The organism is Bradyrhizobium sp. sBnM-33 (assembly GCF_032917945.1).
Classification (GTDB): domain Bacteria; phylum Pseudomonadota; class Alphaproteobacteria; order Rhizobiales; family Xanthobacteraceae; genus Bradyrhizobium.
Map to the genome: position 1 here is coordinate 7,696,206 of NZ_CP136624.1, position 15,978 is coordinate 7,712,183.

Consider the following 15,978-nt stretch of genomic DNA (forward strand, 5'->3'; position numbering starts at 1 on the left):
GCTCGGCGAATGGGAATAGACACCGATCGCCACTTCATCGAGCGCATGCACTGGGACGAAGTCGCGCGGCGCATCGGTGATGGCGCGGTGGCCGTATTGCCGATCGGCGCCGCCGCCAAGCAGCACGGCTTCCACCTCCCCCTCAACACCGACCGTATCCAGGCCGAATGGCTTTCAGCCAGGATGGCGGAAAAGATCGACGCGCTGATCTGGCCGACGCTGACCTACGGTCATTACCCGGCTTTCGTCGAATATGCCGGCAGCAGCAGCCTGTCGATTTCGACCTTCGAGGCGCTGGTGCGCGAGATTGCGGGGCAGATTCTCGCCGGCGGATGTCCAAAGCTGCTGGTGCTCAACACGGGGATCAGCACCCTGGCTCCGGTCGATCGCGCACTGGCGCGCCTCGACGGCGAGCGCATCAGACATCTGTGGATCCACGAGGGCCCGCGCTATCCGCGGGTGGCCAGGCAATTGGCCGAGCAGAGCCATGGCAGCCATGCGGATGAGCTGGAAACGTCGTTGATGCTGGCACTGGCGCCGCATCTGGTCGACATGACGCGCGCCGAAGCCAGCCCCGCCCTGAACCATGAGACACCGGGTGCATTGACGCCGTCGGATCCGAACTCGCCGAATTACAGCCGCTCCGGCAGCTATGGCGATCCGACACGGGCAACGTCGGCCAAGGGCGAAGCCTTGCTCGCCGCCATGCTCGACGATCTCCACGAACAGGCCGCCTCGTTCATTGCGCAAGGCCCGGGCGAGGAGCGGCCGGCTGCGGTCCAAACCGTGCTGAGATGACGGTCGCCAGCGCCTTTCGCTGGTCCGTTGCCGCCGCCGTCATCACCGCGATGCTGGCAAGCGCCATTTCGTTCCGCGCCGATGCGCAATCGGAATATATGCGCGACCGGATGCCCTACGACGCTTTCGACCGGCTGCCCAGGACTGACCTCGAAGTATCCGGCGGCACCATCCATCTCGCGTTCGCACCAGGCGACTTCGTACTCCCGAAGGAAAAACTGCTCGACTGGATCAGGATGTCGGCCCGGGCAGTGACCGCCTATTACGGGCGGTTTCCAGTCAACTCGCTGCGGCTGCTACTGGTGCCTGTCGATGGCGCTCGCATCCGCGGCGGCACAACGTGGGGCTACCGCGGCGCCGCCATTCGCATTCCGCTCGGCCGCGATTCAAGCGAAGATGTGCTGCGCCGCGACTGGGTGATGGTGCACGAGATGGTGCATACCGCCCTGCCCGACATGCCCGACCGCTACGCGTGGCTCTCGGAAGGATTGGCGGTCTACGTCGAGCCGGTCGCGCGCGTGCAGGCTGGAGACCTGACTGCGCGGGAAATCTGGCAGGCGATGATGCGCGACATGCCGAAGGGGCTGCCGCAGGCCGGCGACCAGGGCCTCGACAACACCGGCACCTGGGGACAGAAATATTGGGGCGGCGCCATGTTTTGCCTGTTAGCTGATATCGAAATCCGCAAAGCGACAAATAATCGCGTTGGCTTGCAGGACGCGATGCGCGGCGTGCTCGCCGCCGGCGGCAACCACGAGCAGGACTGGCCGATCGAGCGCATTCTTGCAACCGCCGACAAGGCCGTCGGCGTCGACGTATTGACCCGGCTTCACAACGAGATGGGGCAAAAGCCGGTGACGCCCGATCTCGCGTCGCTGTGGCGCGACCTCGGATTGAAGCGGGCTGGCGAAGATCTCGAATTCGACGACACCGCGCCGCTTGCAGCGATCCGCAAGGCGATCACCGCACCGCGATAGGACAACTGAAGCGCCAAGACTTTAGGTCAAAGCAACGTGCTTACACCATCACCGTCATCTCAGGAATAAGCGCACTTGCGCTTATTCCCAAGGGGCGAGCGACGCGAGCCTCGAAAGGATGAGCGGCCCCGCTGGTGGCCGTCGCCCTTGAACCGATAGCTGGCGCCCACGCGCGCGAGATCCTAAAGCGACGCGGTTGCTGCGCAGCCGCGAAATGACGCGATGGGCACAGATTCTGACATTCCGGGCGCTCCTACTTTTTTGACGCGGCCGCCGGTGCGGGCAGCAAGACGAGCGCCGCGACCAGTCCCGCCGCTGATGCCATTGCCGCTGCCGAGAACAGCCAGACGTAGCTGATCGCCGATTCCTGATTATGAAGCACCGCGCCGAGAACTGCGATGCCGACCGCGAAGCCGGCCTGGCGCATGACGACTGTCACGGCAGATGCCAGGCCAGCAAGATCCGGTGGCACAAGCGACACGGCCGCGCCGGACAGTTGCGGGTGAGCCAAAGCGACGCCGACCCCAATCGCGGCAATCCCGCAGAACGTGGGAATTAGCGGCGGCGCTGAACCATCCGAGATCAGCGCGATCGCAACGGTGGCATCGCCGGCTGCCAAAATCGCGAGTGCCAAGGCGAAGTGAAGCCGCCATCCCAGACGATCGGCAAGCCGGCCGCCCAATGGCGGCAGGAACAGCATCGGCAGCGTGGCCGTCAGCAGCGCGATGCCGGCCACTTCCGAGGACCAGTCGAAAGCAGCAGCAAAGAAGAGTGGCAAGTAGACGAGGATCGCCCAGTAGCCGATCGACACGGCGCACAGGAGGATCGCAATTCCGATCATGGCCCGCTGAACGAATATGCCGGGATCGAGGATCGGGACGTCGCGGCTTCTCTGCTGTATGCCGAATGCAGCCAGAAACACTGCACTTAACGCGAGACCCGCCACCATATGTGACGTCGACGTGCGGCCATGCAACAGTGCCTCGACAAGCGCAGTAAGCGCGGCGGTAAACAATACGACGCCCAGGAGGTCGAGCGGCCGGGGCACCGCCTCGCGCGCTTCCGCGACCAGCCGCGGTACGCCCCACGCGACCAAAGCGCAGGTTGGCAAGTTGATGAGGAAAATCCAGCGCCAGCCGATCCACGATGAGACAAGTCCGCCCATTGTCGGACCAAATGCCATGGCGACGCCGGACATGACCCCAAGTAAGGCGAACGCGCCTGTACGCGCCCTTGCTTGCACATAGACACTGGCGATCAGCGCGAAGCCCCCAGTCACGATGAATGCAGCCCCGATCCCCTGCAGTGCCCGAGCGACCAATAGCGTCGGTCCGTCCCATGCCATCCCGCACGCCAAAGACGCGAGCGCAAAGATGCCGTTGCCAACGAGCATCGCGCGCCGTCGCCCATACCGATCCGCCAATGCCCCCGCAAACAACAAGCAGGCCGTGAAGGCCAAACTGTAGGCATCCATGACCCAGGCATATCCAGCAACGTCGAACCCGAGTTCACGCGCGACCGTCGGCAACGCGATGACCACCGCCGTCACGTCAAAGTTGGTGAGGAAAGCCGCCATACCCAAGAGCAGGGCCGGCATCATCGATTGTGCAGGCCGACCGGAGCCGCTGTCGGACGTACTTGTTGGCTGTGTCATCGTGCGAGTTCTGACCTGCGTGACGGCTACTCGTGTCTTGGATTGCCGCTTTTTGCCAACGCCAATTGTTCACATCGCCATGAATATCGTTCATAGTTGCTGGCATGCGCGCTCTTCCCCCTTTTGATGGCCTGATTGCATTCGACGCGGCGCTGCGCCATCGCAGCATGACGCTCGCGGCCGGTGAGCTGGGGCTCACACAGAGCGCGATCAGCCATCGACTGAAGAAACTTGAGGGCTTTGTGGGCGCGCGGTTGCTTGATCGTACAGGGGGCGGTCTGTTGCCCACCGCTGCTGGCGTTACCTTGGCCGAGGGACTCGGGCGGATGCTTGACGAGATGGCAGAGCTACGCGCCCGCTCGCGTGCGTCAGTGCGGCCGGTGACACTCAAGATCGGACTCGGCTCCGCCCTTGCGAACTACTGGCTGGTGCGGCGTCTGACGGCGTTTGCGTCCGCATATCCCGATATTGCGATCGAACTCTGCATCATCGAAAGCGATGTTCAAGCGCGCGCTCTCGATCTCGACGTGCAGATCCGATGGCTTCCCAAAGTTGGCGCGCGCGCCACGTCGACCCAGCGCCTGCTGTTCGACGAGATGGTTTTCCCGGTTGCGATCCCGTCTCTGCTGCCGCGTGGGCGGCAATTGCGGGAGCCGCACGTGCTCGGCACTTTACCAGTACTGCACAAGGGCCTCGCTGGCCGGAACGACGGCGCGGAATGGTCGTGGCCGGTGTGGTTCGAACGGCTGGGCGTCACGGCTCCCGTTCAGGCCGGGCTTCGCTTCGATAATCTCGGTACGGCAATCGCTGCCGCCTTGCAGGGCAGCGGCGTCGTTCTAGCCAGGTCTTTGCTTGTTCATGATGCACTCGCGGAAAAGCGGCTTTGCCGCGTTGTGTCGTCAAACTGGGATATGACGTCCAGCAAGGCGCACATCGTCCGCTGGCCTGCCGCCCTGGCGAATGACAGGCGTGTCGCACTGTTTGTCGACTGGGTTGTCAAGGAAGCGGAAAGAACATCCTTTCGATGAAGGTGCGTCGCCGCTGACGTCCGCTCCGCGTTAATAAGGCCACACCCTAGTTTGCCGGCACGATCTTGCCGGGATTGAAGATGTTCTGTGGATCGAGCGCCTGCTTCAGCGCGCGCATGGCGTCGATCGCCTCGGGGCCGAGCTCGGCCTTGAGGTATTTCTGCTTGCCCTGCCCGATGCCGTGCTCGCCGGTGCAGGTGCCGCCCATCGACTGCGCGCGTTCGACCAGGCGATGCATGAACTCCTCGCCGCGCGCCATTTCCTCGGTGTTGTCGACGTCGCAAACCAGCGAGCAGTGGAAGTTGCCGTCGCCGACATGGCCGACGATTGGCGACAGCAGGTTGAGCCGTTTCAGGTCCTCCTCGGTCTCGGTGACGCAATCGGCCAGCCTTGAGATCGGCACGCAGACGTCGGTCGCCACCACGCCCGCGCCGGGCCGCAGCGCCTTGACCGACCAATAAGCGTCATGCCGCGCCTGCCAGAGTTTTGTGCGGTCCTCCGGCTTGGTGGTCCAGGTGAAATCGCCGCCGCCGCATTCCTTGGCAATCTCGCTGAAATTTCGCGATTGCTCGGCCACCTCGACTTCGCTGCCGTGGAATTCCAGCAGCAGCAACGGCGTCTCCGGCAGGGTCAGCTTGGAATAGGCGTTGCAGGCGCGCACCTGTTCGGCGTTGAGCAATTCGATCCGCGCCAGGGGGATGCCGGTCTGGATGGCCAGGATCGTAGCCTGGCAGGCGCCGCGCACGGTCTCGAACGAGCAGGCCGCGGCCGCGATCGTCTCGGGGATACCGCGCAGCTTGATGGTGAGCTCGGAGATGATGCCGAGGGTGCCCTCGGCGCCGACGAACAGATGCGTGAGATCGTAGCCGGCCGCGGATTTTTTTGCCCGCGTCCCGGTCGTGATGATCTCGCCGTCGCCGCGCACCACTTTCAGCGCCAGCACATTTTCACGCATGGTGCCGTAACGCACCGCATTGGTGCCGGAGGCGCGCGTCGCGGTCATGCCGCCGAGCGAGGCGTCGGCGCCGGGATCGATCGGAAAAAACAATCCCTGGTCGCGCAGATGCTCGTTCAGCGCCTTGCGGGTGACGCCGGGCTGGATCACGCAATCCAGATCCTCGGCATGAACTTCGAGAATCCGGTTCATGTCGCGCAGATCAATGCAGACGCCGCCGGCCGGCGCGTTGACCTGGCCTTCCAGCGAGGTGCCAGTTCCAAAGGCGATCACGGGCACGCGGTGCTTAGCGCAGATCCTCACCACGTCCTGGATGTCGGCGGTTTCCTGCGCCATCACCACCGCGTCCGGCGGCTGGGTCGGCAGCCAAGTGGTGGTATGGGCGTGCTGCTCGCGCACCGCCTGCGAGGTGATCAGCCGGTTGCCGAACCGCGCCGCCAGCGCCTCGACCGCGCTTGCCAGCGCCTGCGGCTCCGGCCGCTTCACATCGTTCGATATCGTCATCGTCACGCTAATTCCTCCCGGCTTTCAGAGGACCGTGGCAAAGGATATATGGGGGGTCAAGAGACCGAAAAAACAAAGAGATGGATGATGACGACCGGTGCTGCCGACAAGGATGATTTGACGGATATGCCGCTGCCTTCAGTCCCGTTCCGTTCCTCTGTCATGCAGATCGAACCGCAATGGATCGACTACAACGGCCACCTCAACATGGCCTACTACAACGTGATGATGGATCGCGCGATCGATCAGTTGTGGCTGCAGCTCGGGATCGGGCCCACCTACATGAAGGAGCGCCACGGCTCCACCTTCACCGCCGAAGCCCATGTTCGTTATTTGCGCGAGATCCACCTCGGCGATCCCGTCCAGATTTCCGTATATCTGTTAGCCGCGGACGAAAAACGCCTGCATACGTTCGAGGAACTGCGGCACGCGACCGAAGGCTGGCTTTCGGCCACCTCGGAAAACATAACCCTTCATATGGATATGAAGGAGCGGAAAGTGGCCCCGTTCCCGCCGGACATCCGCGCCCGCATCCAGGCGGTGGTCGACGCACACGCCGCAGTCCCCCGCCCCGTGGGTATCGGTCGCAAGGTCGCCATGCCTTCGAAATAGCGCCGCGTTCAGGCCGGCAGCCCCGCCTCTTGCAGCGCGCCAACCACCAGATCGCACTGACTTGGCGGCAGCGGCGGCATGCCGCCCTGCACTTCTGACACCGTGAGATCAGGATAATGCTGCCGCAATGCGCTGAGGCTGCGTCGGGCCTGCGGCCCTTGTCCGGCGAGCACATAGGCTGGGCACATGGTTCGGTGCACCCAGCTTGCCGAGGGATGTTCGATTAGCGCGCGCTCCTGCCAATTCGCTGCCTCGGCATAGTGACCGGCATTGAAATGCGCGCAGCCGATTCCGACCATGCTGTTGAACGCCAGCGGATCGTGGGGCGCGAGGTCGAGCGCGATCTTGAATCGTTCGATTGCCGATTGCGGATCGCCCTTGTAGACGTCGAGCCATCCTGAGCGGCTCCACGCCCAGGCCGAGCCGCCGTCGATGGCGAGTGCCTTGCGAATGACGAGATCCGCAGTATCGAACTCCTTGAGCAGCGTTAGCGCGTTGCCGAGTACGGCGAGCACGGGGGCGCCGCCGCATAGCGCTCTCGCTTTGTGCGCCAGTTCGAGGCTTCGGGCGCGCTCTTCCAGTGGCGCATGCGTGAAGTGATAAACCACGCGCTGGACATGGGCCCAGGCCGCCAGCGCGATGGCGAGCGGATGGTTCGGATCCTGATCCATCGCACGCTCGAGCAGTTCCAGCGCGCGGGCATTGCCATCGGCATCGAGAGAAAGCACACCGGGCATCGCGCGCAGCGCAAAATCGTGCGCGCTGAGGCAGATCGCCGGCTTTCGCAGCGCGCGATCGATCTCCGCCATGCGCAGACATGGCTGCAGCGCCGCAGCAATCCTCACCGCAAGATGTTCTCCGATCGCGGTTTCGTCGCGCAGGATACCTTCAGCGCGATGCGCCCAGAGCTGGCCGCCGGTTTCGGTGTCGGTCAGCCGGAAGGTCAGGCGTGCCTCCGCACCCGATCCCCGAATTGCCCCGGTTAGAAGATAGCGCGCCGACCCTGATCGCGTCGCGACCGCGATCCCTGCCCGGGTCAATGCGGTGACGAGATCGTCGGCGATGTCAGCCGCGACAGAAAGATTTTCAGTCGCCGCCTCGATCGGGCCCAACGCAACCGCCGGCCGGTCCCGCGCCGGCAAGAACAGCGGAGGCGTCGCACCGAGCGCGCCTGAGAGCACCTCCTGCCGCTTCAGCGTCTGGGACGGCGTCTCACCATAGCGGCGGCGGTAGGCGATCGAGAACCGCCCGAAATGGGGAAAGCCGCAGCGCAGCGCCACGTCCATGATCTTGACATCAGCGGCACCCTGCAACAGTTCGCGGCGGGCGCATTCGAGCCCGATCTCGCGGAGCACGGCACGCGGGGTCTTGCCGACAAAGCTGACGAACTGCCGCTGCAGGGTTCTGCTGGATACGCCGGCGGTGGCGGCAAGCTCTGTCAGCCGCCAATTGTGGCCGACATTGGCACGCATCGCGTCCATCGCGCGCCTGACGCCGCGCGGCAACGGCGATGTCGCCGACGAAACGTCCTGGCCGGCAATCATGCGCAACTCCGAATGCCCCTAGCTATGAGTCTAGCGGCCGGCGGAAAGGTTCACGATCCGGATAGCCGTGTCGCGAACTGGATAGGCATCCGGCGGGCCCGGGGACTAAGCCGGCAGCACGCTGAAGTCGGCAAATTCACCGGCTCAAACGGAGAAATGACATGGCAACCACCGCCGCTGCCCAGACCCTGCAAACCGGCCAGATCGATCTTTCCGCCCTGAAAACCAAACAACACGGCGCCTGGTCGTCGGGCGACTACGCCGTCGTCGGCACCACGCTCCAGATCGTCGGCGAAGAGCTGTGCGAGGCACTCGACCTCCGGGCCGGTCAGAAGGTGCTCGACGTCGCCGCCGGGAACGGCAATGCCACCCTCGCTGCGGCGCGCCGCTGGTGCGAGGTGACTTCCACCGATTACGTGCCGAGCCTGCTCGAGCGCGGCCGCGCCCGCGCTGCCGCTGAAGGCCTGTCGGTCCAGTTCAAGGAGGCGGATGCGGAAGCCTTGGACTTCGGCGATGCGACTTTCGACGTCGTCGTCTCAACCTTCGGCGTCATGTTCACGCCGGACCAAGACCGCGCAGCTTCCGAACTGCTGCGAGTCTGCAAGAGCGGCGGCAAGATCGGTCTCGCCAACTGGGCACCGGACGGTTTTATCGGGCAGTTGTTCAAGACGCTCGGCAAATACCTGCCACCGCCCGCGGGCGCGAAATCGCCGGCGCAGTGGGGCACGCAGGCGCGCATCACGGAGATGTTCGGAACGTCTGCGGCTTCCATTAAAGCTGAGAAGCGTCACTTCACGTTCCGCTACCGCTCGCCGATGCACTTCCTCGACGTGTTCAGGAATTACTACGGCCCGACGCTGAAAGCCTTTGCCGCGCTTGACGAAACCAACCAGCGCCGCCTCGCCGACGATATCCAGACGCTGATCGCGTCGATGAACCGCGCCGAGGACGGCACGATGGTGCTGCCGAGCGAATATCTGGAAATCGTCATCGTCAAGCGCTGACCCATCAGTTGTGCGGCGGCGGCCTAAGCAGGCCGCCGCCGGCGTACGTTCATAGGGAGCCTGTCGTTCGGATGATCTGTGAAAGCCGCGGATCCATCGACTACCACGAAACTGGAACGGGCCCGACGGTGGTGTTGGTGCCGGGATCGTGCAGCAGCGGCGCCGCCTGGCGGCCGGTCATGGCTCATTGGCCGAACCGGTTCCGTTGCGTGACAACAAGCCTGTTGGGCTATGGCGGCACGGCCGAGCGTCGCACTTCAGGCAACGCAGACATCGCGCATGAGAGTGAAATCATCGAGGCGGTGATCCGCCGCGCAGGCGGCCCAGTGCATCTCGTTGGTCATTCCTTTGGCGGATTAGCCGCGCTTGCGGTCGCTCTGCGGCGGCGCGTTCCCCTGCTCAGCGTGACCATTGCCGAAGCGCCTGCGATGGAAATCCTGCGGGAAGCCGGAGAGATGCGCCACTATGAAGCTTTCCGAACGATGTCCGCCACTTATTCCGATGCCTTCAAGCGCGGCAAAACCAACGCGATCGCGCGGATGATCGATTTCTATGGCGGTGCGGGCACGTTCGCTGCATGGCCGCAGCGCGTGCGCGACTACGCGATCGAAACGACGCCGGCGAATTTGCTGGACTGGGAATCAGCTTATGGCTTCCGCCTTACGCCAACGTTGCTGGCGACCGTTGCGGTGCCCACGCTTGTGCTTTGGGGAAAAGACAGTCACCCGGCCGTAACTCGGGCGAACAATATGCTGGGCCACTACATCCCGGATGCCGTGTGCGCGACCATGGCCGGAGCGGCTCATTTCATGATCGCGACCCATCCGCAGCCATTTGCGGACCTGGTGGCCCATCACATCGGGCAGTCCAGCCTTGCAGCGGCTGCCGCGCGCTAGCTTGCGCGCGGCAGCAAACTTTGGCTTTGCGACCGCCCGCTAGACGTTGCTTCGTCCACGCACCAATCCGACCACGGCCGAGATCAGGAACAGGATTACGGCGATAAAGAAGATCGCCTTGGCGATTTCGACGGAAGCGCCGGCGATACCGCCGAAGCCAAGAACACCCGCAATCAGCGCGATGATCAGAAATGTAACGACCCAACTCAGCATGTCACGACCTCTATTGCTGTTGCTCCTTCGATGACGGCGACTGAGGCGCCGCACATCGCCTGCGGGACCAATCCGGGTCGGTAATGTTGGTTCCGGCCGGCGGAATCGCGAAATTTGCCGATTTCGGCGGAACAAAATCGCCGCAAAGGAGCAAAATCAGGGCTGTCAATTGCGCCGGGATAAACCTGTCAAAACGGCCGAACAGGCCCTATATGGCCCTTAATCCCTGCTATGAAGGCTCCCCTTTATCGCCTCGCGGTGCCATCGTGGGGCCGAGACGATTCGAGAAATGACCGAGCCGAATAAACTGCCCCATCATGGCGTCCCCGAACACCAGCCAGCGGCTGGCGGGATCGCCGCGCGTGCGCGGGCCGCGGCCGGTCCGCAATATCTGAACGGGCTCAATCCGGAACAACGCGAGGCGGTCGAGACGCTGGACGGGCCGGTTCTGGTGCTGGCGGGCGCCGGCACCGGCAAGACGCGCGTGCTGACCACGCGCATTGCGCATATCCTGAGCCAGGGCCGCGCGCGACCGCATGAGATCCTCTCGGTGACCTTCACCAACAAGGCCGCACGCGAGATGAAGCTGCGGCTCGGCCAGATGCTCGGCCAGGCGGTCGAAGGCATGCCGTGGCTTGGCACCTTCCACTCCATCGGCGGGCGCATCCTGCGCATCCATGCCGAACTGGTGCAGCTCAAATCCAATTTCACCGTGCTCGACGTCGACGATCAGGTCCGCCTGCTCAAGCAGCTTCTGCAGGCCGAGAACATCGACGACAAGCGCTGGCCCGCGCGCATGCTGGCCGGGCTGATCGACGGCTGGAAGAACCGCGGCCTGGCGCCTTCGCAGGTGCCGTCGGGCGAAGCCGCGATGTTCGGTAACAGCAAGGGCGGCAAGCTCTACGCCAGCTATCAGGAGCGGCTGAAGATCCTCAACGCTGCCGATTTCGGCGATCTGCTTCTCGAGAACATCCGGCTGTTTCGCGAAAACCCTGATGTGCTCAGGCAATACCAGAACCGCTTCAAGTTCATTCTGGTGGACGAATATCAGGACACTAACGTCGCGCAGTATCTGTGGCTGCGGCTGCTGTCGCAGGCGCCGTCGCGGCCGGGCGTGCCGCTGTCGTCGATCATTCCGGGGGCTCTAACCTCGCCCCGCTTGCGGGGAGAGGTCGGCGCGCAGAGCGCGCCGGGTGAGGGGGACTCTCCGCGCACTGAACTCGCGGAGACAGCCCCTCACCCCGACCCTAGGGAGAAGATCGCCCCCTCCTCTCCCCCCAAAAACATCTGCTGCGTCGGCGACGACGACCAGTCGATCTATGGCTGGCGCGGCGCGGAGGTCGACAACATCCTGCGCTTCGAGCACGATTTTCCCGGCGCAAAAGTCATCCGCCTCGAGCGCAATTACCGTTCCACCGGCCACATCCTCGCCGCCGCCTCGCATCTGATCGCGCATAATGAAGGCCGGCTCGGCAAGACACTGCGCACCGAGGACGTCGACGGCGAGAAGGTCACCGTCACCGGCTCCTGGGATTCGGAAGAGGAAGCCCGCGCCATCGGCGAGGAGATCGAGGAGCTGCAGCGCGCCGGCGAGAACCTCAATGAGGTCGCGATCCTGGTGCGGGCCTCGTTCCAGATGCGCGAGTTCGAAGATCGCTTTGTTACCCTCGGTCTGCCCTATCGCGTGATCGGCGGTCCCCGGTTCTACGAGCGCGCCGAAATCCGCGACGCGCTGGCGTATCTGCGAGTGATCAATTCACCCGCCGACGATCTCGCCTTCGAGCGCATTGTGAATGTCCCGAAGCGCGGGCTTGGCGACGCCACCGTGCAGTTGCTGCACGACCATGCCCGCAAGCGGCGCATGCCGTTGTTCGAAGCCGCGCGCGCCGTCGTCGAAACCGACGAATTGAAGCCGAAGGCGCGCGGCGCGTTGCGCGACCTCATCCTACAATTCGACCGCTGGCGCGCCCAGCGCGAGGTGACTGCACATACCGAACTTGCCGAAATCGTCCTGGACGAGAGCGGCTATACCGAGATGTGGCAGAAGGATCGCTCGGCCGATGCGGCCGGCCGGCTCGACAACTTGAAAGAACTCGTGCGCTCGATGGAGGAGTTCGAGAACCTGCAAGGATTCCTCGAACATATCTCGCTGGTGATGGACCGCGATGGCGACGCCAGTGACGAAGCCGTGTCGCTGATGACGCTGCATTCGGCAAAGGGGCTCGAATTCGACAACGTGTTCCTGCCCGGCTGGGAGGAAGGCCTATTTCCGAGCCAGCGCACGCTCGACGAACAGGGTCGCGCCGGCCTGGAGGAAGAACGCCGCCTCGCCCATGTCGGCCTGACCCGCGCCCGCCGCCGCGCCAAACTCTATTTCGCCACCAATCGCCGCATTCACGGCACCTGGTCGACCACGATCCCGTCGCGCTTCCTCGACGAACTGCCGTCGGCCAATGTCGAAATCACCGAGTCCAAAGGCGGCTCCGGCTGGGGCGGCGCCGGCGGCTACGGCCCGTCGCGCTTTGATAACGTCGAATCCTTCGGCTCCAGCTACACCACGCCGGGCTGGCAGCGCGCGCAGGCCAACCGCAACCGCAGCCAAGGCGGCCGAAGCGGTCAGGCCCGCGGCGGGCTTGAGGAAAGCCAGTCGTCATTTTCGTCCAGCGGCTTCTCGCGCAACAAGCGCGGCCCGATGGTGATCGAGGGCGAGTTGGTCGCGAAATCCACCGGCACCGTTTCGGAATTCTCGCTCGACGATCGCGTGTTTCACCAGAAATTCGGCTACGGTAACGTGGTGAAGATCGACGGCAACAAGCTGACGATCGCATTCGAAAAGGCCGGCGAGAAGAAGGTGGTCGATAGTTTCGTGGAGCGGGTGTAGCGGACACTTTTCGCCCGTCCGATGCATTGCGGAACCTCCGCCGCGTTCCTATCTCCCGGTTCTCACCCTCTCCCGCCTCGACTTGGCCGAAGCGCCGCTTGTCGCTGGCCATATTCTGTTTCAGATCGTCATGCTCGCGCAACCTCCCATCATATCCGTTTCCAATCTCTCAAAGACCTACGGCTCCAGCTTCAAGGCGCTGAATAACGTCAATCTGGACATCAAGCGTGGCGAGATATTCGCCCTGCTCGGGCCGAACGGCGCGGGCAAGACCACGCTGATCAGCATCATCTGCGGCATCGCCAACTTAAGCGAGGGCTACGTCACGGTCGGCGGCCATGACATCAACAAGGATTATCGCGCCGCGCGTTCGCTGATCGGCTTGGTGCCGCAGGAACTGCACACCGACTCCTTCGAAACTGTATGGGCGACCGTCAGCTTCAGCCGCGGCCTGTTCGGCAAGCCGAAGAACCCGGCACACATCGAAAAGGTGCTGAAGGACCTGTCGCTGTGGGACAAGAAGGATTCCAAGATCATCACGCTATCCGGCGGTATGAAGCGCCGCGTGATGATCGCAAAAGCGCTCTCGCACGAGCCGCAGATTCTGTTCCTCGACGAACCTACCGCAGGCGTCGACGTCGAACTGCGCAAGGGCATGTGGGACGTGGTGCGCGGCCTGCAGGCCTCCGGCGTCACCATCATCCTGACCACGCATTACATCCAGGAAGCCGAGGAGATGGCCGACCGCATCGGCGTCATCAACAAGGGCGAGATCATCCTGGTCGAGGACAAGGCCGGGCTGATGCAGAAGCTCGGCAAGAAGCAATTGACGCTGCACCTGCAGCAGAAGGTCGACGCCATTCCGCCCGCCCTTGCACCTTACAAGCTCCAATTGTCCAGCGACGGCCGGCTGCTGACCTATGATTACGATACCAAGGGCGAGCGCACCGGGATCACCAGCCTGCTGAGCGACCTCCGCAATGCCGGCATCCACATCTCGGACCTCGATACCACTCAGTCTTCGTTGGAAGACATCTTCGTCAGCCTGGTGAGGGCGCCATGAATTACCGAGCGATCCGCGCCATCTATCTGTTCGAAATGGCCCGCACCTGGCGCACGCTGCTGCAGAGCATCGTCTCGCCGGTGGTTTCCACTTCGCTTTATTTCGTGGTGTTCGGCGCCGCGATCGGCTCGCGCATCACCGAGGTCGAGGGCGTCAGCTACGGCACTTTCATCGTGCCGGGCCTCGTCATGCTGTCGGTGCTGACCCAGAGCATCGCCAACGCCTCGTTCGGAATTTATTTTCCGAAATTCGTCGGCACCATCTACGAGATATTGTCGGCGCCGGTTTCCTATATCGAAATCGTGATCGGCTATGTCGGCGCGGCCGCGACCAAATCCATCATCCTCGGCCTGATCATCATGGCGACCGCCGCGCTGTTCGTGCCGCTGCACATCCATCACCCCTGGTGGATGCTGACCTTCCTGGTACTGACGGCGGTGACCTTCAGCCTGTTCGGCTTCATCATCGGCATCTGGGCCGACGGGTTCGAGAAGCTGCAAATGATCCCGATGCTGATCGTGACGCCGCTGACCTTCCTCGGCGGCAGCTTCTACTCGGTCAACATGCTGCCGTCGGGCTGGCGCACCATCACGCTGCTCAATCCGGTCGTATACCTGATCTCGGGCTTCCGCTGGAGCTTTTACGAGATCGCCGACGTCAGCGTGGGATTGAGCCTCGGCATGACGCTCGGCTTCCTCGCCATCTGCATGGTGCTGGTGTGGTGGATATTCAGGACCGGGTACCGGCTGAAGAATTGACAGGAATCTGTAGCCCGGATGGAGCGAAGCGCAATCCGGGATACCTCTTCAATCATTTGCAGCGCTCCCGGATTTCGCTGGGCTACCATCCGGGCTACGGGGCGCAGGGGCTCCCCACTCGCGAAAAAGTCAGCGCCGCAGCCGCTCTGCGCCGTCCTGCCGCCTTGTTTGCGCCGTGGGACGCGTTAACGATTACGGACGCAGGCCGCTGGAACCAGTGCCGGTTTCCGGGCATATTGGATGCCGGGGACGGAGAGCCGGCGCTTCATACAGGGGCCTGGAGGCCAAAGGTAAAATGCGTTCCTTCCTCATTGCCGTCACCGCGCTGACGCTGCTCGCCTCGGGCACCGCCCAAGCCAAGGTCGCCATAACCGTCGATAAGGACAACCAGCAGATGACCGTCGCCGTCGACGGCGTCGAACGTTACCGCTGGCCGGTGTCGTCGGGTCTTCCCTCCTACGAGACGCCGAACGGCAGCTTCCGCGCCTTCCGGATGGAAGAGGACCATTATTCCCAAGAATTCGACGACGCGCCGATGCCACATTCGATCTTTTTCACCAAGATCGGCCATGCCATCCACGGCACCGATTCCGTGAGCCGTCTCGGCAGCCCGGCCTCGCATGGCTGCGTACGGCTGTCGCGCGAGAATGCCGCGAAGCTGTGGGATCTGGTGAAGCAGGAAGGCGTGCTCAACACGACGGTGACGTTGACCGGCTCCTCCCAGGTCGCGCTGGCGCGCAATCCGCGGCAGCGCTCCAACACGGCCGTCGCGCGCCGCGCGCCGCTGCCGCAATATGAGCAGCAATACGACGCCGCCGGCGATCCCGTCGTGATCACGCCGCCGCAGCAGCGTGCGGCGCCCGTGGCGCGGGCCGACGACGGCTATATCTATCCGGCCGACGGATCTTCCAACGAAGCGCGTTATCCCGCGCCCGGCCGCCGCGTCTACGACACCCAAGCCTATCAGCAGCAACAGCAATATTACGACAACCGCGGCTATGCGCCGGCGCCCCAAGGCTACTATCAGCCGCGGCCTTATTATCAGCAGCGCCGCCTGTTCAGCTATCAGGATTAGCCCGCGAATTCATTGT

At 63.5% G+C, this 15,978-nt stretch carries 14 protein-coding genes; 10 read left to right on the forward strand and 4 right to left on the reverse strand.

From position 1 onward, the window contains the following. Window positions 1-9: 9 nt before the first annotated feature. Together RX328_RS36060 and RX328_RS36065 are read left to right on the forward strand one after the other, a co-directional pair. On the forward strand, window positions 10-798 hold the full coding sequence (locus RX328_RS36060) for a creatininase family protein (protein WP_213248894.1): 789 nt from the start codon (window positions 10-12) through the stop codon (window positions 796-798). Continuing rightward, on the forward strand, window positions 795-1,775 hold the full coding sequence (locus RX328_RS36065) for a hypothetical protein (protein ID WP_249726183.1): 981 nt from the start codon (window positions 795-797) through the stop codon (window positions 1,773-1,775). Before RX328_RS36060 ends, RX328_RS36065 begins: the two co-directional genes overlap by 4 nt. A gap of 253 nt (window positions 1,776-2,028) precedes the next feature. Here the strand turns inward: RX328_RS36065 and RX328_RS36070 are convergent, their stop codons facing one another. Continuing rightward, on the reverse strand, window positions 2,029-3,429 hold the full coding sequence (locus RX328_RS36070) for an MFS transporter (RefSeq protein ID WP_213248896.1): 1,401 nt from the start codon (window positions 3,427-3,429) through the stop codon (window positions 2,029-2,031). A gap of 167 nt (window positions 3,430-3,596) precedes the next feature. Between RX328_RS36070 and RX328_RS36075 the strand changes: the two genes are divergently transcribed. After that, window positions 3,597-4,457 carry a LysR substrate-binding domain-containing protein gene (locus RX328_RS36075; protein WP_249726184.1) on the forward strand — a complete coding sequence of 287 codons (861 nt, stop codon included), beginning with the start codon at window positions 3,597-3,599 and terminating at the stop codon, window positions 4,455-4,457. Window positions 4,458-4,503: 46 nt separating this feature from the next. Here the strand turns inward: RX328_RS36075 and RX328_RS36080 are convergent, their stop codons facing one another. Continuing rightward, on the reverse strand, window positions 4,504-5,916 hold the full coding sequence (locus RX328_RS36080; protein ID WP_249726192.1) for an FAD-linked oxidase C-terminal domain-containing protein: 1,413 nt from the start codon (window positions 5,914-5,916) through the stop codon (window positions 4,504-4,506). An 87-nt stretch (window positions 5,917-6,003) separates the two neighbouring features. Between RX328_RS36080 and RX328_RS36085 the strand changes: the two genes are divergently transcribed. Beyond that, window positions 6,004-6,528 (forward strand): thioesterase family protein, encoded by a 525-nt coding sequence (locus RX328_RS36085; protein ID WP_409410750.1) that lies wholly within the window; start codon window positions 6,004-6,006, stop codon window positions 6,526-6,528. An 8-nt stretch (window positions 6,529-6,536) separates the two neighbouring features. On the opposite strand, the gene RX328_RS36090 is transcribed toward RX328_RS36085, so the two are convergent. After that, a complete protein-coding gene (locus RX328_RS36090; RefSeq protein ID WP_213248902.1) occupies window positions 6,537-8,072 on the reverse strand; it encodes a helix-turn-helix domain-containing protein in 1,536 nt (511 codons plus the stop codon). 161 nt (window positions 8,073-8,233) lie between these two features. Here RX328_RS36090 and RX328_RS36095 point away from each other — a divergent pair, with 161 nt between their 5' ends. Next, complete coding sequence (locus tag RX328_RS36095) at window positions 8,234-9,076, forward strand: class I SAM-dependent methyltransferase (protein ID WP_213248904.1); 843 nt, start codon at window positions 8,234-8,236, stop codon at window positions 9,074-9,076. A gap of 71 nt (window positions 9,077-9,147) precedes the next feature. Further along, a complete protein-coding gene (locus RX328_RS36100) occupies window positions 9,148-9,972 on the forward strand; it encodes an alpha/beta fold hydrolase (RefSeq protein ID WP_213248905.1) in 825 nt (274 codons plus the stop codon). A 39-nt stretch (window positions 9,973-10,011) separates the two neighbouring features. Here the strand turns inward: RX328_RS36100 and RX328_RS36105 are convergent, their stop codons facing one another. Next, the gene (locus RX328_RS36105) at window positions 10,012-10,185 is read right to left on the reverse strand and encodes a DUF1328 domain-containing protein (RefSeq protein WP_028350352.1); all 174 of its coding nucleotides are present in this window, start codon (window positions 10,183-10,185) and stop codon (window positions 10,012-10,014) included. A 289-nt stretch (window positions 10,186-10,474) separates the two neighbouring features. On the opposite strand from RX328_RS36105, the gene RX328_RS36110 reads away from it, so the two are divergent. From RX328_RS36110 to RX328_RS36125, 4 genes are all read left to right on the forward strand, one after another. After that, a complete protein-coding gene (locus tag RX328_RS36110; RefSeq protein WP_213248907.1) occupies window positions 10,475-13,066 on the forward strand; it encodes an ATP-dependent helicase in 2,592 nt (863 codons plus the stop codon). Window positions 13,067-13,196: 130 nt separating this feature from the next. After that, window positions 13,197-14,129, forward strand: a complete 933-nt coding sequence (locus tag RX328_RS36115; protein ID WP_213248909.1) for an ABC transporter ATP-binding protein — start codon at window positions 13,197-13,199, stop codon at window positions 14,127-14,129. Further along, window positions 14,126-14,887, forward strand: a complete 762-nt coding sequence (locus RX328_RS36120; RefSeq protein WP_213248911.1) for an ABC transporter permease — start codon at window positions 14,126-14,128, stop codon at window positions 14,885-14,887. The genes RX328_RS36115 and RX328_RS36120 overlap by 4 nt, the downstream gene beginning before the upstream one ends. A gap of 295 nt (window positions 14,888-15,182) precedes the next feature. Next, entirely contained in the window at window positions 15,183-15,962 is a 780-nt protein-coding gene (locus RX328_RS36125) for a L,D-transpeptidase (RefSeq protein WP_213248914.1), read from the forward strand. The last annotated feature ends 16 nt before the right edge of the window (window positions 15,963-15,978 follow it).